The following is a 19,721-nucleotide window of genomic DNA, read 5'->3' as shown; positions in this document are numbered from 1 at the left end:
CTATGGGGATTTATAAGAAATGTAAACAGCGAACACTTGTTAGCTCAACTTGTCGGATCAGTCAGTAAAATTCACATAAAAGAAAAGCGAACTCAAGGTTCGCTTTAAAGAAATTAAGATTTAAAGAAATCTAACCAGTTTTTTTTCGGCGTTTCCGAACGAAAAGCAATTCGATTTTGAATTAAACGTGCAATAGGCTCTTTGCCCTTCGCATATTCTTCTTTCTCTTCCAATAAATCGCGGTCAAATAGGATTTTGGCTGTTTGATAAATATCCTCGACTTGATAGATAAAGAACTGCTCATTTTTCACCGCCTCAACCACTTCGTCAGATAAACTTAATTGCTGAATTGTTGTTGCAGGAATAATCACACCTTGTTTACCCGTTAAACCACGACGTTGGCAAATAGTGAAAAAGCCTTCAATTTTGTCATTCACTCCGCCTACTGCGTGCACCAAACCAAATTGGTCAATGGTACCGGTAATGGCAATATTTTGTGGCAATGGCAAATCAGATAACGCGCTGACTAATACGGAGAAAATAGCTAGAGACGCACTGTCACCATCAATTTCACCATAAGACTGCTCAAATACTAAAGAAGCAGAAAATGGTAACTGTGATGGCAACTCTAAGATACTTGCCAAGCATGCTTCAGAAATCATCATACCTTTCCCGTGGAGGTTGCCCGCTAATTCGTTTTTACGCTCCACATCCACGACTTCACCATCACCAAACTGCACTAAACAGCTGATGCGAGAAGGTTCACCAAAACAAACCGGTGTGCCTGGATATTCAATCACAGACAAGCCATTAATCTGCCCAACAATTTCACCATTGGTTTCCACATAAATTTGTTCATTGAGAATATCTGCATAAGTGCGTTCACGTAAAAAACCATGCTGTTCATTCTTTTGTTTAAAAGCTTGCTCAAAATCAACCGCACTTAAGGTTTGTTTTTGTGACAACGTCGCAGCATTGAGTAACATTTCTGTTGTTTTTAATGGTGAAATGTTAATTAAAAAGCGATCTTCACTCTCACGCACCAGTAACTGATAGAGTTTATTTAATGCGGTTAAATCTAAATCAAGCTCATATTTTGAGGCTAATGCCAACACATAATTGGCCCAATTTTCTTGTGCTTTCGGTTGTGCAACAGAATAATAGCTTTCAATTTCCGCGTAATCAGCCAAGCTGTAAAGATCTTCTTCTAACTCACCTAAGGTCGCAATTTCAGTGCGATTGCCTAAAATCACCACTTTTAAATTGAGTGGATAACTTGGAATATCACAAGGCAAGGTTTTAAATGGATGGGCTGAATACCAATCAAAAGTTTGCGTTTGCAAAATATGTTTTAAGCGTTGCCATAAATCAAACTGGCTTAGCATCGTTGCTGCACTTAAAATCAAAACGCCCCCATTGGCTTGATGCACTAAACCTGGCGTAAGCAAAATATCTTGCGAACTTGGATGAACGCGTACACTACCAAAAAGACTAAATTGATCAGCGTGTAATGCCTTCAACACATCACCTTGTGCGGCAAAATTATCTGCTGGTGATTGAGCAGGCTCGGTATAAATACGAGGGAAAGAAAAATAATCCCCCTGCTCAACCACATAATTCACCCCAAAAACTGACCGCTCTTTTGGCTGTTTTTGGCGAATATGTTCTGCTAATAAATCGGCATATTCTGCTTGATCATCTGCTTTTAAAACCAACAAAGAACGACGAGGTTGTTTTAAGAATAAAGAAATCGCTTTTGTGGCATGTTTTTGTAATGACCAAAAATCAGCCTTTTCAGCTGAAAGTTCAGTAATCGATAATTCTGGTTGTAAGGCTTGCCAATTTAAGGCTTGTTCTGAAGATGTTGAAGTCACGACATATCTCGCTTTAATTAAATTGGCGGTATTATCGCACACTTCACCCTGAGTGAAAATCCGTTATAAAAATCTACTGGAAAAATTTATTTAAACAGAGTATATTTATGAGGTTACCACGTCACTAAAAAGCATAATAAAACGATGAAATATCAAAAATTAGAAAACCAAGAAGCAAACTGGAAATGGATTTATCTCATTCGTAAACATCGCGAAGGGGAAAAAATTACCCGTTACGAAGAAAAAAGCTTAGAAGAAAGCAAAGTTCAAGAATTAATAGAATGTCAGAATTATCCTGAAAAAATCGAGGAATGGATTAAAAATCACCTTTCTCTTGATTTACCTATTAAGCTTGATCAGGCTATTCGTGCAAGACGTAAACGCTTTTTTAATGCAGAAAAACAATCAACGAAGAAAAAATCTATTGATTTAGAATATGGCGTTTGGCTTCGTTTGTCTAAATATTCAAGAAAAATGAAAATGACGCTTTCTGAAACCATCACTTATATGATTGATGAACGTGAAAGCAAAGCATTATATGAAAGCCAAATGACAGCGATGAAAGCTGGGTTGAAAAACTTACTCAATAAATAAGATGAAAAAAAGCCAAGGCCGAAACCTTGGCTTTTGATTATGCTAAATAGAGAAGATTTTGAAACGTTTTAGCGTTTCGCCTATTCCGCAATCGGAATAATTTTTGTGGCGTGAGATCCTTTGTCGCCGTGAATCACTTCAAACTGTACACGCTGCCCCGCTTTTAATGAACGGTAACCATCCATTTCAATTGCTGAATAATGTGCAAAGATGTCTGTATCCACGCCTTCTGCAGAAATAAACCCAAATCCTTTTGCGTTATTAAACCATTTTACTACACCAATTTCCATAGTAGACCTCTATAGGCTTCGCCCTTAATACTTAAAAACAATAAGACTCATGCCTTATCACCTCAATTGGAAATATATTCAAACATTTTATTTTTTTATGCAACAAGGAAACTTTAAAAATGATACATTGATCACAAAAATTTTTATTATTTACTATCAGAAGCCTCTTTCTCACCTTTTTGATGAATTTCACGCAATGCTTTTGCCACAATTTGAATGGCCTCACCGCTGCTCATTCCTTGTGCCATTAATTCCTGAATTTGCTCTACTGCTTTTTGTTGCTGTTCGTGGGTTAAATTAATATCTAACATGATTTTTCTCGTTTTTTTCTCGTTAAATAGACCAATTAAATAATTCCATCACTTTCATCCATTGCTCATCTAAATTAGCTTTAATTTCAAATTTTGTTGAATGGATAGGATGCTCAAAAATAAGTGTATCTGCATGTAAAAATAAACGCTGACAGCCTGAATGTTCCGTCAATGCACGATTTTGATGCAAATCACCATATTGTGTATCCCCTAAAATAGGATGAAAGATATGCTTCATGTGACGTCGTAACTGATGTTTCCTGCCTGTTTGAGGAATGAGCTTCACCAAGGAATATCTCGTGGTTTGATAACGCCCTACCGCATAAGGCATTTCCACAATGTTTAAGCCTTCATAATCCGTTACCGCCTCTTGAGGGGCTTTGTCTTCTTGTGCAAACTTATCTGCAATCTTATCTAATTGGATTTTAAGAGGATAATCAATCTGCCCTTTTCCTTGCAAATACCCTCGCACAATCGCTAAATAAGATTTTTGCACCGTTTTCTGTTCAAATTGCTGACACATTAAATTCGCTATTTCACTATTTAAAGCAAACAGCAAAACACCTGATGTGGGACGATCTAATCGATGAATAGGAAAAACATGCTGCCCGATTTGATCGCGCAAGGTTTGCATCACAAATTGCGTTTCATGAGTATCAAGCCAACTACGATGTACCAACATACCTGCAGGCTTATTAACGGCGACAAGATATTCGTCTTGATATAAGATCTCTAACATTTATTGATTTTGTAATAAGGCTTCTAATTCACGTAACGGTGTTAATAATTCAACTAAAAAATCTTCTTCTGCTTCTTTAAACGCTTCCTCTAAATAAGGCGACACCGCAATTTTTGAGGGTAATTCAGCGCCACTTTCAAGTAAGGCAAACATTCTTGGAATAAAAATCCATTGCAACCATTCTTCTGGTGACATGGTATCAATAGCAAAAGGCTCTTCACTTAAAAAAGCATCTTGTGAAGGTGGAACGGCTTGCCATAAATCAAGTTTTTGCATAGCAAGTTGTAATTGTTGAAGATGAAGTTTTGTTTGATTACGCATGATTTTTCCTATTTATAAACAAGCGGCGTATTCTACGAGCATCAATTCATACTGTAAAGTGCGGTCAGTTTTAACGATGAATAATCGAAAAGTCAGAATATCGTTTATCTTCAATATTATCGATTAAGACCCGTTCAACACTTGCGGTTCTTGGCCCAACGTTTAACCAATCATAAAAGTGTTGCAGTTGGTCATCATTGCCTTCCGCAATGATTTCGACACTTCCGTCTGTACAATTTCTTACCGTGCCTTTAATTCCAATTTTCTCTGCTTCTTTCCAAGTAAAATAGCGAAACCCGACACCTTGTACTCGACCATATACGACAAATCGTTTTGCCATGATTTGCTCCTTTGTTACAAAAACTTTTTAAAAATTAACCGCACTTTCCTATTCCCATTTTTTAAAATTTAGCATAGCATTACAACCATCTAATTTCATTCAAAAAATAAAAGGAGTAATTATGAAATTATGTCAGTTTGCATTAGGTGTTGTTGCCTTTGCAGTCAGTGCGAGCAGTTTAGCCGGTACGGTCACCACGTCATCAAACCTTGAGTTTCTTGCAATCAACGGCCAAAAAGCCAGCAAATCCCTTCTAAAAGAAAAAAAATCATTCAATGCTGAAGCTGACCAAACACAACAGGTTGTGGTACGTTTAGGTGAGATCGTCGGTACTGGTTCTAGCCAAGGACTTTTTGAGTCTAACCCTGTTATTGTGACTTTTAAAGGTACGGCTGATGATGTTGTCGTATCTGCAGAAAAAATTCGTTCTCAAGAAGATGGCGAAAAATTTAATGCACAACCACAAATTACCGTTAAAACGAAATCAGGTAATGTGATTGATGCTAAAGTGGATACCTTAAAACAAGAAGGTTTATTCCCATCAGCAAATATTGTTAATGATCTTGCTGAGTATAATGCATCTAATGCACCAGCAGCGGTTTCAGCTTTAGCAGCACCTGCAGTAGGTATGATGCCTGCAGCATCAGGAAAAGCAGCGAAAGGCAAAGTTGTTGTGCAAGGTGAAAACGTTGCTGAGCAACAATTACAATACTGGTTCCAACAAGCCGATAAAGAAACCCAAACTCGTTTCTTAAACTGGGCAAAAAAACAAAAATAATCGTTTTTTTAACCGCACTTTGATAAAGAAGTGAGCCTTCCCGCTCACTTTTTTATCATCCATTTTTTAGTCATTAAATAATAAGCAAGGATATCAACATGAATCAATGGCTTAATGCAAAAGTAATCGCTTCAATACCTATTTTTATTGCAGTGAATATCGCAGCGTTCGGCGTCTGGTTTTTTGATATTTCTACGCAATCCATGCCCTTAATTTTAGGGATTATTGCAGGCGGTTTAGTGGATTTAGATAATCGTCTTACCGGACGATTAAAAAATATTTTTTACACATTAATTGCCTTTGCCATTTCAACCTTTATCGTTCAACTCAATATTGGTAAACCTATTCAATACGTATTGTTGATGACCATCATCACCTTTTTATTTACGATGGTTGGTGCCGTGGGGGAACGTTATCGTACCATTGCGTTTGGTACGCTGGTGGTCGCCATTTATACCACCCTCACTTATATACCAGATAATTCTGCGAGCTGGTTTATCAATCCGGTGATGATTTTATTAGGCACTTTGCTCTACAGTATTGTGACTATCATTGTTTATCTCTTTTTTCCAAACCGCCCAGTACAAGAAAGCGTGGCAAAAGCGTTTTGTGCCTTAGGCAATTATCTAGATGCAAAATCAGAATTTTTTGATCCTGATGAGATTGATGAAATTGAGAAAAAACACCTTAATTTTGCGATGAAAAACACCAATGTGGTGGAGGCTTTTAACCAAGCAAGAACAGCGCTTTTCTATCGCATTCGTGGACAACATCGCCATGCACGCACACAACGCATGATCCGTTATTATTTTGCAGCACAAGACATTCATGAACGTGCAAATTCAACACATTTTGATTATCGACAAATTGCGGAACAGCTCAAAAATACGGACTTAATTTTCCGCATTCAGCGTTTGCTCGAATTACAAGCGCAAGCCTGTCACGATATTACGGCTTGCCTGCGTCAGAATACGCCTTATCACTATAATATTCGCGTAGAAAAAGCATTGATGGGCACAATTCAATCCCTTGAACTTTATAGCAAAGAACATACCAATCAAAACAATGTTTTGCTAGCCCTTCAAACACTTATTGATAATCTGCAAAGCATTAACTGGCAGCTACATCAGCTCGAGCAAGAAACCAGTGAAAATGAGCAAACTGCACAGATCCATACCGAACAAATTACGGGCTTAAAAAATATTCTTTCTGTTATTGGAAGTAATTTCACTTTTGAATCACCACTTTTCCGCCATGCTGTACGTTTGTCTATCGTGGTGTTTTTGTGTTGCGCAATTGTTGAATTTTTCCAATTTAATTTAGGTTACTGGATTTTACTTACTGCAGTCTTTGTGTGTCAGCCAAACTATTCTGCAACCAAAGTACGATTACGCCAGCGTATTATTGGCACGATTTTAGGGGTAATTATTGGCTCCTTATTGCCATATCTCAACCCAACATTAGAGATGAAACTTGGCTTAATGGTAGTAACCAGTACGCTCTTTTTCTTCTTCCGCAGTAATAATTACAGTTTCTCCACCTTCTTTATTACCTTGCAAGTATTGATCAGTTTCGATGTAATGGGATTTGATACTCAAGCGGCGCTCTTCCCTCGCCTCATTGATACCGTATTAGGTTCAGCCATTGCGTGGTTTGCAGTTTCTTATTTATGGCCGGATTGGAAATATCTGCAACTCGATAAAGTGAGCCGCCAAGCGATTCAAAGTGATGCACAATATTTATTGCACATTATCAGCCAACTACAATTTGGTAAAAGCGATGATTTGAAATACCGTATTGCACGCCGTAATGCCCATCAATATGCAGCTGCATTGAGCACAACGCTTTCCAATATGAATAATGAGCCGAAGAAATATCAAGCTTATTTGCAGGAAGGTTTTGACTTGTTAAAAATGAATTATTCTCTATTGAGTTATATTTCTGCTTTAGGGGCATATCGCTATAAAATGACGCAGTTACAGCAAACTACAGAATTTTTAGCAGACTTTTATCCTGTTGCGAAAAAGGTTTTATATACGCTGGAAAATATTGAAAAGCTTCGTCCTGAAATCTTCGCCAAACTACAAGGTAATATCGAGCAAAGCCTAAAAGAAATTCAGTTGGATGAAAATCAAACTAAAGCAGATATGGCTTTTGCGTTACCATATCAGCAACTTAACTTGATTTCTCAATTGCTGCCTCAGCTGTATCGCTATTTCCAACATAGTCAGAAAGAATCCATTACCAAATAAAAAAACAAAGGAAAAACTGACCGCACTAACCCAAATTTTTTATTGTTCTCAGTGCGATAAATAGAGATAATACGCCACTTATGTAAAATAAATTTAGACGCAATGACACATTACATTCTACTCATTATCAGCACCGCATTAATCAATAACTTTGTTTTGGTCAAATTCTTAGGACTTTGTCCATTTATGGGCGTGTCCAAAAAGATTGAAACGGCAATTGGTATGGGGCTTGCTACGACATTCGTATTAACCGTAGCGTCACTGTGTTCTTATTTAGTCGATAATTATATTTTAATGCCGCTAAACGCCACATTCTTGCGTACGTTAGTCTTCATTTTAGTGATCGCCGTTGTGGTTCAATTTACCGAAATGGTGATCAATAAAACAAGCCCATCACTTTATCGCTTATTAGGGATTTTCTTACCGCTGATTACCACAAACTGTGCCGTACTCGGTGTGGCATTATTAAACGTTAATTTGGCACACAATCTAACAGAATCTGTCATTTATGGTTTTGGTGCTTCTTTAGGTTTCGGTTTAGTTTTAGTTTTATTTGCAGCCTTACGTGAACGTCTTGTTGCTGCAGATGTACCCATTACGTTTCGTGGCTCGTCTATTGCGTTAATTACGGCCGGTTTAATGTCTCTCGCCTTTATGGGCTTCGCCGGGTTAGTAAAATGATTTATCTCTTAATGTTTATTACTGTGACAGTGATTTTTCTCGGCTTATTTTGGAATAACACTAAAAAATAATGTTTATCTTAATTTCAGTAACCGTTCTCGCTTTAATTTTTGGTGCAATTTTAGGTGTTGCTTCGATTAAATTAAAAGTCGAAGCTGATCCTATCGTTGAAAAAATTGATGCCATCTTACCGCAAAGCCAATGTGGGCAATGCGGCTATCCTGGTTGCAAGCCTTATGCTGAAGCAATTGCGAATGGTGACGTTATCACAAAATGTGTACCTGGTGGTCGTCCAACAGTGGTAAAAATTGCAGAAATCATGGGCGTTGATGTGCCCGCAATGGATGATGTGGCAGAACCAGAAGAAATGGTTGCCTTTATTGATGAAAATATGTGTATCGGCTGTACCAAATGTATTCAAGCCTGCCCTGTTGATGCCATTATTGGCACGAATAAAGCGATGCATACCATTATTGCCGATCTCTGTACTGGCTGTGAACTTTGCGTCGCACCTTGTCCGACCGATTGTATTTCCATGATTAAAGTGAAAAAAGATATTGATAATTGGAACTGGAAATTTGATCCTAAATTAGTCATTCCGGTTGTAAATACCACAGAAATCGAGAAAAAATTAGTGGTTGGGGAGTCGGAATAATATGGCTGATGTATTAACAAGATTTAACTCCGGCAAAATTTGGGATTTTAAAGGTGGTATTCATCCTCCTGAAATGAAATCTCAATCAAACCAATCCCCGATTCAGCAATCAGAACTTGCTCATGACTTTTATGTGCCGATTAAACAACACGCTGGCACAGCGGGAAATGTATTAGTTAAAGAAGGCGATTATGTCCTAAAAGGCCAGCCTCTAACACAAGGCGATGGCTTAAGAACCTTGCCTGTTCATGCGCCGACTTCTGGTACGGTAAAATTTATCGGAAAACATGTTGCGCCCCATCCTTCTGGTTTAACCGAGGACATGATTCATATTCAAGCGGATGGCTTGGATAAATGGCGTGAGCAATTTCCACTTGAAGAGTTTTTCACACAACCTGTCGAACAACTCATTGAGCGTATTTATCAAGCAGGCGTTGCAGGCTTAGGTGGTGCGGTATTCCCGACTGCAGCCAAAATTCAATCGGCTGAAAAGAAAGTTAAACTCTTAATTATTAATGGCGCGGAATGCGAACCTTATATTACCTGTGATGACCGCTTAATGCGTGATTACACCGATGAAATGATCGAAGGGATTCGCATCTTACGTTATATCTTACGTCCTGAAAAAGTGGTGATTGCAGTTGAAGACAATAAACCCGAAGCGATTCAAGCTATTCAACAATCGTTGCATGGTGCAAATGACATTGAATTGCGGGTTATTCCGACTAAATATCCATCTGGTGCAGCCAAACAGCTGATTTATTTGCTTACCGGCATGGAAGTGCCAAGCGGTGGACGTTCTTACGATATTGGCGTATTAATGCATAATGTCGGCACGGCTTTTGCGATCAAAAGAGCGGTCATTAATGACGAACCTTTAATTGAGCGTGTCGTCACGCTGACTGGTGATAAAATTTCAGAGAAAGGCAACTACTGGGTTCGCTTAGGTACACCAGTTGACCACTTATTGGCACAAGTTGGCTATAAATATGACGAACGCTTCCCTGTTTTCGCAGGCGGACCAATGATGGGATTGCAACTTTCAGATCTTAATGCGCCCGTCACTAAATTAATTAACTGTCTATTAGCACCCGATCATTTTGAATATGGTGAGCCAGAACCAGAGCAATCTTGTATCCGTTGTTCAGCTTGTTCTGATGCTTGCCCTGTCAATTTAATGCCACAGCAACTTTATTGGTATGCTCGCAGTGAGGATCACCAAAAATCAGAAGAATATTGCTTAAAAGATTGTATTGAATGTGGCGTGTGTGCTTATGTTTGCCCAAGCCATATTCCGCTTATCCAATATTTCCGTCAGGAAAAAGCCAAAATTTGGGAAATTAAAGAAAAAGCGAAAAAAGCCGAAGAGGCTAAAATCCGTTTTGAAGCCAAACAAGCTCGAATGGAACGTGAAGAACAAGAACGTAAAGCACGTTCACAACGTGCGGCAGAAGCTCGTCGAGAAGAACTTGCAAAACAAAAAGGTGAAGACCCAGTTAAAGCAGCGTTAGAACGCTTGAAAGCAAAACAAGCGGGTTCAGCAGCAAATAAAGAAACGAAAACTATCGTATCTGAGAAAGGCGAAATCTTACCGGATAACCATGAACTCATGGAGCAACGTAAAGCTCGCCGTCTTGCTAAACAACAAGCGCAAGCAGATACAGGCACTGTGACGGATACAACACCGTCACAAACTGATGAAAAAGAGGCGAAGAAAGCAGCTGTTGCTGCAGCTCTAGCAAGAGCAAAAGCCAAGAAAGCTGCTGCTCAAGGTGAAACAGTTGCGACACATGCAACTGAAAGCGCGGTCGAAAAAACAGATGAAAATCCAACCGCACTTGATCCGAAAAAAGCGGCTGTAGCCGCTGCTATCGCAAGAGCTAAAGCTAAGAAAGCTGCTGCTCAAGGTGAAGCTGTTACGACAAATACAACTGAAAGTGCAGTCGAAAAAACAGATGAAAATTCAACCGCACTTGACCCGAAAAAAGCCGCAGTAGCTGCAGCCATTGCGAGAGCCAAAGCTAAGAAAGCTGCTACTCAAGGTGAAACGGTTACGACAAATGTAACTGAAAGCACGGTCGAAAAAACAGATGAAAACTCAACCGCACTTGATCCGAAAAAAGCTGCTGTAGCCGCAGCTATTGCAAGAGCTAAAGCCAAGAAAGCCGCTGCTCAAGGTGAAACAGTTACGACAAATGCAAATGCAACTGAAAGTGCGGTCGAAAAAACGGATGAAAACCCAACCGCACTTGATCCGAAAAAAGCCGCTATCGCAGCAGCCATAGCGAGAGCTAAAGCAAAAAAAGCAGCCGCTGAAGCTGCCAAAGAAACTGAATAACGCAGGAAAATATTATGTTTAAGAAGATGGTAAGTTCGCCTCATACCCATTCAGGCAAATTAACCGCCCGTATTATGTTGTGGGTGATTGCAGCCATGCTGCCTGCCCTGCTCACACAGATTTATTATTTTGGAATGGGTGTTTTGGTGCAATCCGCTTTGGCTATTTCTTTCGCATTAGTGCTTGAGTTTATTGTGACCAAATTGCGCAATAAGCCAAACCTGGTCTATATTTCAGATTTTAGTGTGGTGCTTACAGCCTTAATTTTAGCCATGGCAATTCCGCCTTATGCACCTTATTGGGTTATTTTAATTGGTACGCTTTCCGCTGTTATTCTAGGAAAACATGTTTATGGTGGCTTGGGACAAAACCCGTTTAATCCGGCTATGGTGGGTTATGTGGTGCTATTGATTTCTTTCCCACTGCAAATGACAAGTTGGATGCCACCGATTTCATTATTAAATGAACCCCCAACATTTGAGGATTCTCTTTCTTTAATTTTCACCGGCTTAACCACTGATGGTTTTAGCTTAAGCCAACTCGTCCATTCCATTGATGGAATTACACAAGCGACGCCATTAGACAGCGCAAAAATCTTCTATAACTTGCATCAAGGCGATGAAAGTGTATTCCATGATTTTGTAAAATTACCAATTTTATTACAAAACGGGACTGACTTTGCTGAAGGTTGGTGGCAAGTTAATCTTGCCTTTATGCTTGGTGGAATTGTATTAATCTTAAAGAAAAAAATTCACTGGCAAATTCCCGTTTCAATGCTCGTGACCTTTGTGACCTTAGCGACTATCACTGCGATGTCAGGCCATCATCATTTAAGTATGATTAGCCAACTCTTTAGCGGCGCCATGATGTTCGGTGCATTCTTTATTGCTACCGACCCTGTCACAGCTTCCATTACACCTCGTGGAAAACTGGTGTTTGGTACTTTGGTCGGGTTATTGGTTTACCTCATTCGTTACTTTGGCAACTACCCTGACGGCGTGGCATTTGCGATTTTGTTAAGCAATATTTGTGTACCACTTATCGATCACTATACCCGCCCTCGTGTAGCGGGCCACTTTGCAAAAGGGAGTAAATAATGGGTATTTTTAAAGTCACCTCCCGTTTTGGTCTTTTATTAGGTTTCATCGCATTGCTTTGTACAGCTATTTCTGCGGGCATTTATATGCTAACAAAAGATAGAATTGATGAAGCCATGGCTGAACAGCAAAAGGCGTTATTGCTCCAAGTAATCCCTCAAAATTATTTTAATAATAGCTTGCTTGAAAGCGTTGAAACGCCCGAGCAAGATAAACTCAAAGGTATTCAAAAAGTCTATTTTGCGATCAAAGATCAGGTGCCAACAGCCTATGCTTATGAAACTACCGCACCAGATGGTTATTCAGGGAATATCCGTTTATTAGTGGGGATTACACCAAAAGGTGAAGTTTTAGGTGTGCGTGTGATTGAACACCATGAAACCCCTGGGTTAGGCGATAAAATCGAACTTCGCATTTCTGACTGGATTTTAAGTTTTACAAACCAAGTTATCGTACCTGAAAGCCTAAAAGATTGGGCGGTCAAAAAAGATGGCGGTAAATTTGATCAATTCTCTGGCGCAACCATTACGCCACGCGCGGTTGTAAATCAAGTAAAACGCTCTGCTCTCGTGATGCTTGAAAATGAGGCATTACTCAACGAGATGGCAAAAAAATACGCGCAATAGGATATTTATTATGACTGATTTAACCGAAAAAACGACCGCACTTGATGAGCAAAGTGCGGCTGAAAATTCAGAAGAAATAATACAAACGCCTTCTGTTTGGAAAGAAATCTTTATTCAAGGCGTATGGAAAAATAACTCAACTCTCGTACAATTATTGGGGCTTTGTCCGCTCTTAGCTGTATCGAGTACTGCGACGAATGCATTGGGTTTGGGCCTTGCAACTATGTTGGTTTTAACCTGTACAAATACTGTTGTTTCGCTCTTTCGTAAGCAAATTCCTCATGAAATCCGTATTCCGATTTATGTGATGATTATTGCCACCACCGTAACCGTGGTGCAATTATTGATGAATGCTTATACCTATACACTCTATCAAGCTCTTGGGATTTTTATTCCTTTAATTGTGACTAACTGTATCGTCATCGGTCGTGCAGAAGCCTTTGCCTCTAAAAATAGCGTAGCACATGCTGCCTGGGATGGTTTTTCGATGGGATTAGGCATGGCATTAAGTATCACCGTATTAGGTGCGCTACGTGAAATCTTAGGCCAAGGTACCCTTTTTGAAGGCATTGAAAACTTATTCGGTCAAGGGGCAAAATTCCTGACATTACATATTTATCACGCTGACAGCAGCTTTTTACTCTTTATTCTTCCTCCAGGTGCGTTTATTGGATTAGGCATCCTACTGGCGATTAAAAACCGAATTGATATGAAAAAATGAACCAAGCTAAACGAATTGAAATTCTCACTCGACTTCGGGAGCAAAACCCGCATCCCACCACGGAATTAGAGTATAATTCGCCTTTCGAATTACTCATTGCTGTGATTTTGTCAGCTCAAGCCACCGATAAAGGCGTGAATAAAGCGACAGCAAAATTATTCCCTGTGGCAAATACCCCACAAGCTATTTTAGATCTCGGCTTAGAGGGATTAAAAGAATACATTAAAACCATCGGGCTTTATAACAGCAAAGCAGAAAATATCATTAAAACCTGCCGTGATTTAGTTGAAAAACACAACGGTGAAGTACCTGAAAGTCGTGAAGCCTTAGAAGCCCTTGCGGGAGTCGGCAGAAAAACGGCGAATGTCGTGTTAAATACCGCTTTCGGTCATCCAACTATTGCAGTGGATACGCATATTTTTCGCGTATGCAACCGCACAAACTTTGCCCCTGGCAAAGATGTGGTAAAAGTGGAAGAAAAACTGCTCAAAGTTGTGCCAAAAGAATTTAAAGTGGATGTACATCACTGGCTTATTTTACATGGGCGCTATACTTGTACCGCGCGGAAACCTCGCTGTGGGGCTTGCATTATTGAAGATCTCTGCGAATACAAAGAAAAAACAGAATATTAAACGAATAAAAGCAAACGGAATATATTATGACTACAAACACTCAATCTCGCCAAACGTGGTCTAGCCGACTAACTTATGTGCTCACCGTTGCGGGCGCGACAGTTGGCTTTGGAGCCACTTGGCGCTTTCCTTATTTAGTGGGTGAAAATGGCGGCGGTGCCTACGTACTCCTTTTTTGTATCGCGATGATTGTCATTGGTATCCCAATGATTTTAGTGGAAAACGTTATTGGTCGCCGTTTGCGTGTGAATTCCATTGATGCCTTTGGCGACAAAATCCAGGATAAAGGTAAAATCATCTCCAAATATTGGAAGATTCTTGGTTACATGGGGCTTCTTGGCGCATTTGGTATCATGGCTTATTACATGGTATTAGGTGGTTGGGTGATGTCTTATATCATCAGTCTGATTAATAACACCCTTGATATTAGCGCACCAATTACAAAAGAAGTGGCCAAAGATTTCTACGATTTACACATCAGCAACAGCCCATGGGAAATCATGCTTTATACCTTCCTGTTCGTTGCGGTGAATTACATTATTTTGGCAAAAGGTATCATCGGCGGGATTGAACGTTCTGTAAAATACTTAATGCCATTACTATTCATCTTCCTAATTGGTATGGTAATTCGTAATCTTACCTTACCGGGTGCAATGGAAGGTGTGACTTTCTACTTAAAACCAGATTTCAGTAAAATCACACCTAAATTATTCATTTTCGTATTAGGTCAAGTATTCTTTGCATTAAGTCTTGGTTTCGGTGTATTGATTACCCTCTCCAGCTATTTAAACAAAGAAGAAAACCTTATTCACACAGCGGTTATTACAGGTTTCACCAATACCATTATCGCTGTGTTATGTGGTTTTATGATCTTCCCATCATTATTTACATTCGGTATTGAACCTAACGCTGGCCCAACCTTGGTTTTCCAAAGTTTACCAATTGTATTCTCACATTTATGGGCGGGTAAATTCTTTGCTATCGTGTTCTTCGGCTTATTGCTTATTGCGGCATTAACCACATCAATTACGATTTATGAAGTCATCATCACCGCATTGCAAGAAAAACTCAGAATGCGCCGTGGTAAAGCGATTTTTGTGACCTTAATGGGGATTTTCTTATTAGGTAATGTGCCCTCTATTTTAGGTGACAACCTTTGGAAAGATTTCACTATCTTCGGTAAAAGCATTTTCGATGCCTTCGATTTCGTCAGTGGCAATATTCTCTTTATGCTGACCGCACTTGGCTGTGCCATTTTCGTTGGTTTCGTGTTAAAAGACGATGCAAAAAAAGAGCTATCACCAACGCCAAATTCACTTTTCACTACAATCTGGTTTAACTATGTCAAATTTGTGGTTCCTGTGATTATTTTGGTGATTTTTATCAGTAATATGTAACAAAAACCGAGCTATTTAGCTCGGTTTCTTTTTATCTATACCTTATTTTGCTTCAGCTTGAGTCTTTTTCTCTTCAAGCTCTTCCCAACGGAGGAAGGCTGTTTCAAGTTCTGCTTCCGTATCCGCTAATTCTTTAAGCTTCGCATCTGTTACATCATGGGCTTGTTGGAAAAAGTGAGGGTCACCAATTTCAGCTTGAAGTGCGGTGATTTTCTCTTCGAATTCTTCCAATAATTGTGGTAGCTGTTCTAACTCACGTTGTTCTTTATAAGAAAGTTTAACAGATTTTGGCTTTTGGGAAACAACGTCATTTTTAACCGCACTTTCCTGTGCTTTTGGTGCTTCTTTTTTGATTTTTTTAGCTTCTTGCTCTGCTTTCATGGCAAAGTAATTGGCTTGTTGTCCTTTCGCATCAAAGAAACCGCCTACGTATTTATTCAATACACCGTCGCCTTCAAAGAAATAACACTCCGTCGCGACGTTATCAATAAACTGACGATCATGGCTGACAATCAATAAGGTGCCTTGATAATCCGTGAGGATTTCTTCCAATAATTCTAAGGTTTCTACATCCAAGTCATTGGTTGGTTCATCGAGAATCAATAGATTATTCGGTTTCAGTAATAATTTAGCTAATAACAAGCGATTACGTTCACCACCTGAAAGCGCTTTGACAGGTGTCATGGCGCGTTTCGGTGGAAATAAGAAGTCCTGCAAATAGCCTAACACATGGCGTTTTATACCATTGACTTCAATATCCTGTTTGCCATCGGCAACGTTATCCATCACCGTTTTTTCTGGATCAAGATCAGCGCGATATTGATCAAAATAAGCGATATCTAATTTTGTACCACAATGAATACGACCACTGGTTGGCTTGATTTCACCTAATAAAAGTTTAATAAATGTGGTTTTTCCGCAACCATTTGGGCCAACCAATGCAATTTTATCGCCACGTAAAATGGTCGTACTGAAATCTTTGAGAAGTTGTTTGCCTTCAATTTCATAGCTCACATCTTCCATTTCAAACACGATTTTGCCAGAACGACTTGAGTTATCTAATTGTAACTTAGCAGTACCCATCACCTCACGACGCTGACGACGTTCTTCACGCATGGCTTTTAAAGCGCGCACACGGCCTTCATTACGCGTACGGCGAGCTTTAATACCTTGACGAATCCAAACCTCTTCTTGCGCTAAGCACTTATCAAAAAGCTCATTCTGCAATGCTTCGACACGTAAGATTTCCTCTTTAGCGGTGAGGTATAAATCATAATCACCAGGATAAGACACTAATTTACCGCGGTCTAAATCCACAATACGAGTGGCCATTTTGCGGATAAAAGAACGGTCATGAGAAATAAACACAATACTTCCAGTGAATTCTAATAAGAAGTTTTCTAACCATTCAATTGCATCTACGTCCAGATGGTTGGTCGGTTCATCTAATAACAAAACATCGGGGTTACATACCAAAGCACGTGCAAGAGCGGCTTTACGCAACCAACCACCCGATAAATCAGCTAATTTAGTATCAGGATTTAACTCGAGCTTTTGCAGAACTTCATTGATTTTATTTTCAAATTGCCAGCCGTTGGCATGCTCTAATTTGTCTTGCACTTGTGCCAGTTGATTAAGAATTTGTTCACTGTAATTTTGTGTCAACTCTTGTGAAATATGGTGATATTCCTTTAATAAATCCGCCAAATGCTCAATGCCTTCCGCCACATAATCAAACACGTTGCCTTCCGCATGACGTGGCGGATCCTGCTCTAAACGGGACACGACCAAGTCTTTTTCATACTGCACTTTGCCGTCATCCATGGTGACTTGCTGTGCAATAATTTTTAATAATGTTGATTTACCCGCACCGTTACGCCCTACCAAACACACTCGCTCATTCGGTTCAATATGCAGTTCAGCGTGATCAAGTAAGGGATGATCACTAAAAGAAAGATAAGCGTTAGTTAAACTAATTAATGCCACAAAATTGTCCTATAAATTCAAAATATCAATAAAAATAACCGAACTTTAAAGCTGGTGATAAACCTTTAAGGCATAGGCATCTGACATGCCCGCAATATAATCACAAATAATGCGTTTTTTGCCCTGTTCTGGTGCATTTCTCCAGCGATTAGCGGTATTCGTTGGCAATAAACGTTCGGGGTCCGACTCAAAAATCTGAAACATTTCCGTGAGAATGCGTTGCCCTTTATATTCAATACGTTGCGTTTCCACATGACGAATCACGTATTTCCACACAAATTTTTTGAACACATTTAATGCAGCAATCACATCTTTCGGTAGTTCTGCGTTATAACGTAACAAAGGCTCATCAAAATTGCCGGTAACTTTCCAACGTACATGAGTAATAAAGAAATTCACTAATGCACCAATGGCATTTTTACGTTCAAAATGATGATTGGAGAACAATCGTTGGCTGACTTGCTCTATATTTTTTGCCAGCCAATCCGAAGGAATCGTTTTAAGTTCATCTAAGGCTCCTTGCCATTGATGTTGATTTACTACACCGGTCACAATCGCATCTTCTAAATCATGTACGCCATAGGCAATATCGTCTGCCAACTCCATAATGCTACAATCTAACGATTTAAATTGTGTTTTTAAAAACTCGGCAGGATTTGACCGCACTTTTTGAAATGAACCAAATAAAGTGCGGTCATTTTCAGAAAGATTTTGCAACAGCCAATCAAACATTGTGACGTCATCACGGAATAACCCTTTTCCTGGTTTCCAATCACTAATTTTGACATAACGTGGATCAGCGCTTTCAGTATGCGGCAACTGGACATATTGAGGGGAAGATAAGTCTAAAATATTCGGATATTTCACCACGCCTAAAATAGCACGACGCGTTAAATTCATCCCTGCGGTTTCAGTATAAGGCTCAAGTTTAGTAATGATACGAAATGTCTGCGCATTGCCTTCAAAGCCGCCATGATTCCGCATCATATAATTGAGGGCCACTTCCCCACCATGACCAAATGGTGGATGGCCAATATCATGCGCAAAGCACAAACTTTCAATTAAATCATTACTTGGTAATAAAGGTCTGAGTTGTTTCTGTAATTCACTTTTTTCAATATGAAGCTGGTCTGAAATAGCAACATAACTTTCCGAAAATTTTAATTGGGAAACAAGACTGCTACCGATTTGTGCTACTTCAAGAGAATGAGTTAGGCGCGTACGATAAAAATCATTTTCGCCCACCGCGTGAATTTGTGTTTTTGCTTGTAAACAACGGAAAGCGGCGGAATGTAAAATCCGTCCGCGATCACGACGAAAGGGAGGTCGATGATCTTTTTCGCGCGGCGGATCAGGGAGGAAACGTTCCGTCCAAAAATCAGCTAGTTGGGTTCTCATAAAAATAGACGAATAATATGGAATACTAAGGGTGCTAAAATGGAGCTCATAATACCGCAAAGTACCAAAGAAATCGAACTATAACTACCTGCTTTCGGATCCGCTTCCATACAACTTACCGTACCTAATGCGTGAGAAACTGCACCAACAGATAAGCCAACCGCTTCTTGTTGTTTAATCCCGACTTTTTTCAAGATAAGATAACCAAAAACGGAGCCTTGTAAACCGGCAACGACCACACCTACCGCAGTCACGGCGGGAATACCGCCTAAATGTGAAGACACTTCCATCGCAATAGGGGTAGTAATCGATTTTGGTAATACTGTAGCTACCATTTCAGGACTTGCGCCTAAAATAATAGCAAAAATAGCCCCTGTAAACATTGAGAATATCGAAGCCAATGTGACGACTGAAAGGATAATTTTCCACTGTTTGGCAATTTGACGAAGTTGTTCATACAACGGTAACGCCAGTGCAACAATACTCAATCCTAATAAATTATTAATCGGCGCATTTCCTGCCATATAATTATCATAAGGAATACCTCCTACCTCTAAGATAAAAACGAGAATAGATACAGTAAGTACGAAAGTATTGAAAATCATGGACTTCCAACGTTTACTAATTTGTAATGCGAGCCAAAATCCAAAAATCGTTAAACCAGTATAAAGATAAATTGCATACTGCATAA

At 39.5% G+C, this 19,721-nt stretch carries 20 protein-coding genes; 11 read left to right on the top strand and 9 right to left on the bottom strand.

The window, feature by feature from the left end; translation table 11 throughout:
- Window positions 1–113: 113 nt before the first annotated feature.
- On the bottom strand, window positions 114–1,916 hold the full coding sequence (locus RDV53_RS08905) for an AAA family ATPase (protein ID WP_005696052.1): 1,803 nt from the start codon (window positions 1,914–1,916) through the stop codon (window positions 114–116).
- A gap of 102 nt (window positions 1,917–2,018) precedes the next feature.
- On the opposite strand from RDV53_RS08905, the gene matP reads away from it, so the two are divergent.
- A complete protein-coding gene (gene matP / locus RDV53_RS08900; protein ID WP_005696051.1) occupies window positions 2,019–2,468 on the top strand; it encodes a macrodomain Ter protein MatP in 450 nt (149 codons plus the stop codon).
- Window positions 2,469–2,548: 80 nt separating this feature from the next.
- Here matP and cspD read toward each other — a convergent pair whose 3' ends face one another.
- The 5 genes from cspD to RDV53_RS08875 form a co-directional block, all read right to left on the bottom strand.
- The gene (gene cspD / locus RDV53_RS08895) at window positions 2,549–2,758 is read right to left on the bottom strand and encodes a cold shock domain-containing protein CspD (RefSeq protein ID WP_005696050.1); all 210 of its coding nucleotides are present in this window, start codon (window positions 2,756–2,758) and stop codon (window positions 2,549–2,551) included.
- 146 nt (window positions 2,759–2,904) lie between these two features.
- Window positions 2,905–3,069, bottom strand: a complete 165-nt coding sequence (locus RDV53_RS08890; protein WP_005696048.1) for a YoaH family protein — start codon at window positions 3,067–3,069, stop codon at window positions 2,905–2,907.
- 22 nt (window positions 3,070–3,091) lie between these two features.
- Window positions 3,092–3,808, bottom strand: a complete 717-nt coding sequence (gene truC, locus RDV53_RS08885) for a tRNA pseudouridine(65) synthase TruC (RefSeq protein ID WP_005696047.1) — start codon at window positions 3,806–3,808, stop codon at window positions 3,092–3,094.
- Complete coding sequence (locus tag RDV53_RS08880) at window positions 3,809–4,129, bottom strand: YqcC family protein (RefSeq protein ID WP_005696046.1); 321 nt, start codon at window positions 4,127–4,129, stop codon at window positions 3,809–3,811.
- A gap of 70 nt (window positions 4,130–4,199) precedes the next feature.
- Window positions 4,200–4,469: an acylphosphatase gene (locus RDV53_RS08875; RefSeq protein WP_005696045.1), complete on the bottom strand. Its 270-nt coding sequence runs from the start codon at window positions 4,467–4,469 to the stop codon at window positions 4,200–4,202.
- Window positions 4,470–4,590: 121 nt separating this feature from the next.
- On the opposite strand from RDV53_RS08875, the gene RDV53_RS08870 reads away from it, so the two are divergent.
- The 10 genes from RDV53_RS08870 (at window position 4,591) to RDV53_RS08825 (ending at window position 15,646) form a co-directional block, all read left to right on the top strand.
- On the top strand, window positions 4,591–5,247 hold the full coding sequence (locus tag RDV53_RS08870; RefSeq protein WP_005696044.1) for a curli polymerization inhibitor CsgI-related protein: 657 nt from the start codon (window positions 4,591–4,593) through the stop codon (window positions 5,245–5,247).
- A 98-nt stretch (window positions 5,248–5,345) separates the two neighbouring features.
- Window positions 5,346–7,499, top strand: coding sequence for a YccS family putative transporter (gene yccS, locus RDV53_RS08865; RefSeq protein ID WP_005696043.1), 2,154 nt, complete (start codon window positions 5,346–5,348; stop codon window positions 7,497–7,499).
- 102 nt (window positions 7,500–7,601) lie between these two features.
- On the top strand, window positions 7,602–8,180 hold the full coding sequence (gene rsxA / locus RDV53_RS08860; protein WP_005696042.1) for an electron transport complex subunit RsxA: 579 nt from the start codon (window positions 7,602–7,604) through the stop codon (window positions 8,178–8,180).
- A gap of 70 nt (window positions 8,181–8,250) precedes the next feature.
- A complete protein-coding gene (gene rsxB / locus RDV53_RS08855; RefSeq protein WP_005696041.1) occupies window positions 8,251–8,835 on the top strand; it encodes an electron transport complex subunit RsxB in 585 nt (194 codons plus the stop codon).
- Window position 8,836: 1 nt separating this feature from the next.
- Window positions 8,837–11,173, top strand: a complete 2,337-nt coding sequence (gene rsxC, locus RDV53_RS08850; protein ID WP_005696040.1) for an electron transport complex subunit RsxC — start codon at window positions 8,837–8,839, stop codon at window positions 11,171–11,173.
- 14 nt (window positions 11,174–11,187) lie between these two features.
- Window positions 11,188–12,270, top strand: coding sequence for an electron transport complex subunit RsxD (rsxD, locus tag RDV53_RS08845; RefSeq protein WP_005696039.1), 1,083 nt, complete (start codon window positions 11,188–11,190; stop codon window positions 12,268–12,270).
- Window positions 12,270–12,896 carry an electron transport complex subunit RsxG gene (gene rsxG, locus RDV53_RS08840; protein ID WP_005696038.1) on the top strand — a complete coding sequence of 209 codons (627 nt, stop codon included), beginning with the start codon at window positions 12,270–12,272 and terminating at the stop codon, window positions 12,894–12,896. The genes rsxD and rsxG overlap by 1 nt, the downstream gene beginning before the upstream one ends.
- A 10-nt stretch (window positions 12,897–12,906) precedes the next feature.
- Window positions 12,907–13,617, top strand: coding sequence for an electron transport complex subunit E (gene rsxE, locus RDV53_RS08835; protein ID WP_005696037.1), 711 nt, complete (start codon window positions 12,907–12,909; stop codon window positions 13,615–13,617).
- The gene (gene nth, locus RDV53_RS08830; RefSeq protein ID WP_005696036.1) at window positions 13,614–14,249 is read left to right on the top strand and encodes an endonuclease III; all 636 of its coding nucleotides are present in this window, start codon (window positions 13,614–13,616) and stop codon (window positions 14,247–14,249) included. The genes rsxE and nth overlap by 4 nt, the downstream gene beginning before the upstream one ends.
- Window positions 14,250–14,275: 26 nt before the next feature.
- A complete protein-coding gene (locus tag RDV53_RS08825) occupies window positions 14,276–15,646 on the top strand; it encodes a sodium-dependent transporter (protein ID WP_005696035.1) in 1,371 nt (456 codons plus the stop codon).
- A gap of 42 nt (window positions 15,647–15,688) precedes the next feature.
- Here RDV53_RS08825 and RDV53_RS08820 read toward each other — a convergent pair whose 3' ends face one another.
- Genes RDV53_RS08820 through RDV53_RS08810 form a run of 3 tightly spaced genes read right to left on the bottom strand, consistent with a single transcriptional unit; the run spans window position 15,689 to window position 19,719 of the window.
- Window positions 15,689–17,632, bottom strand: coding sequence for an ABC transporter ATP-binding protein (locus RDV53_RS08820; RefSeq protein WP_005696034.1), 1,944 nt, complete (start codon window positions 17,630–17,632; stop codon window positions 15,689–15,691).
- A 45-nt stretch (window positions 17,633–17,677) separates the two neighbouring features.
- Complete coding sequence (locus RDV53_RS08815; RefSeq protein WP_005696032.1) at window positions 17,678–19,030, bottom strand: anti-phage deoxyguanosine triphosphatase; 1,353 nt, start codon at window positions 19,028–19,030, stop codon at window positions 17,678–17,680.
- The gene (locus RDV53_RS08810; protein ID WP_005696031.1) at window positions 19,027–19,719 is read right to left on the bottom strand and encodes a CidB/LrgB family autolysis modulator; all 693 of its coding nucleotides are present in this window, start codon (window positions 19,717–19,719) and stop codon (window positions 19,027–19,029) included. Before RDV53_RS08810 ends, RDV53_RS08815 begins: the two co-directional genes overlap by 4 nt.
- Window positions 19,720–19,721: the final 2 nt, after the last annotated feature.

The organism is Haemophilus parainfluenzae ATCC 33392 (assembly GCF_031191205.1).
Classification (GTDB): domain Bacteria; phylum Pseudomonadota; class Gammaproteobacteria; order Enterobacterales; family Pasteurellaceae; genus Haemophilus_D; species Haemophilus_D parainfluenzae.
Note: the sequence above shows the minus strand (reverse complement) of the source record. Positions and strands in the feature narration are given on the sequence as shown.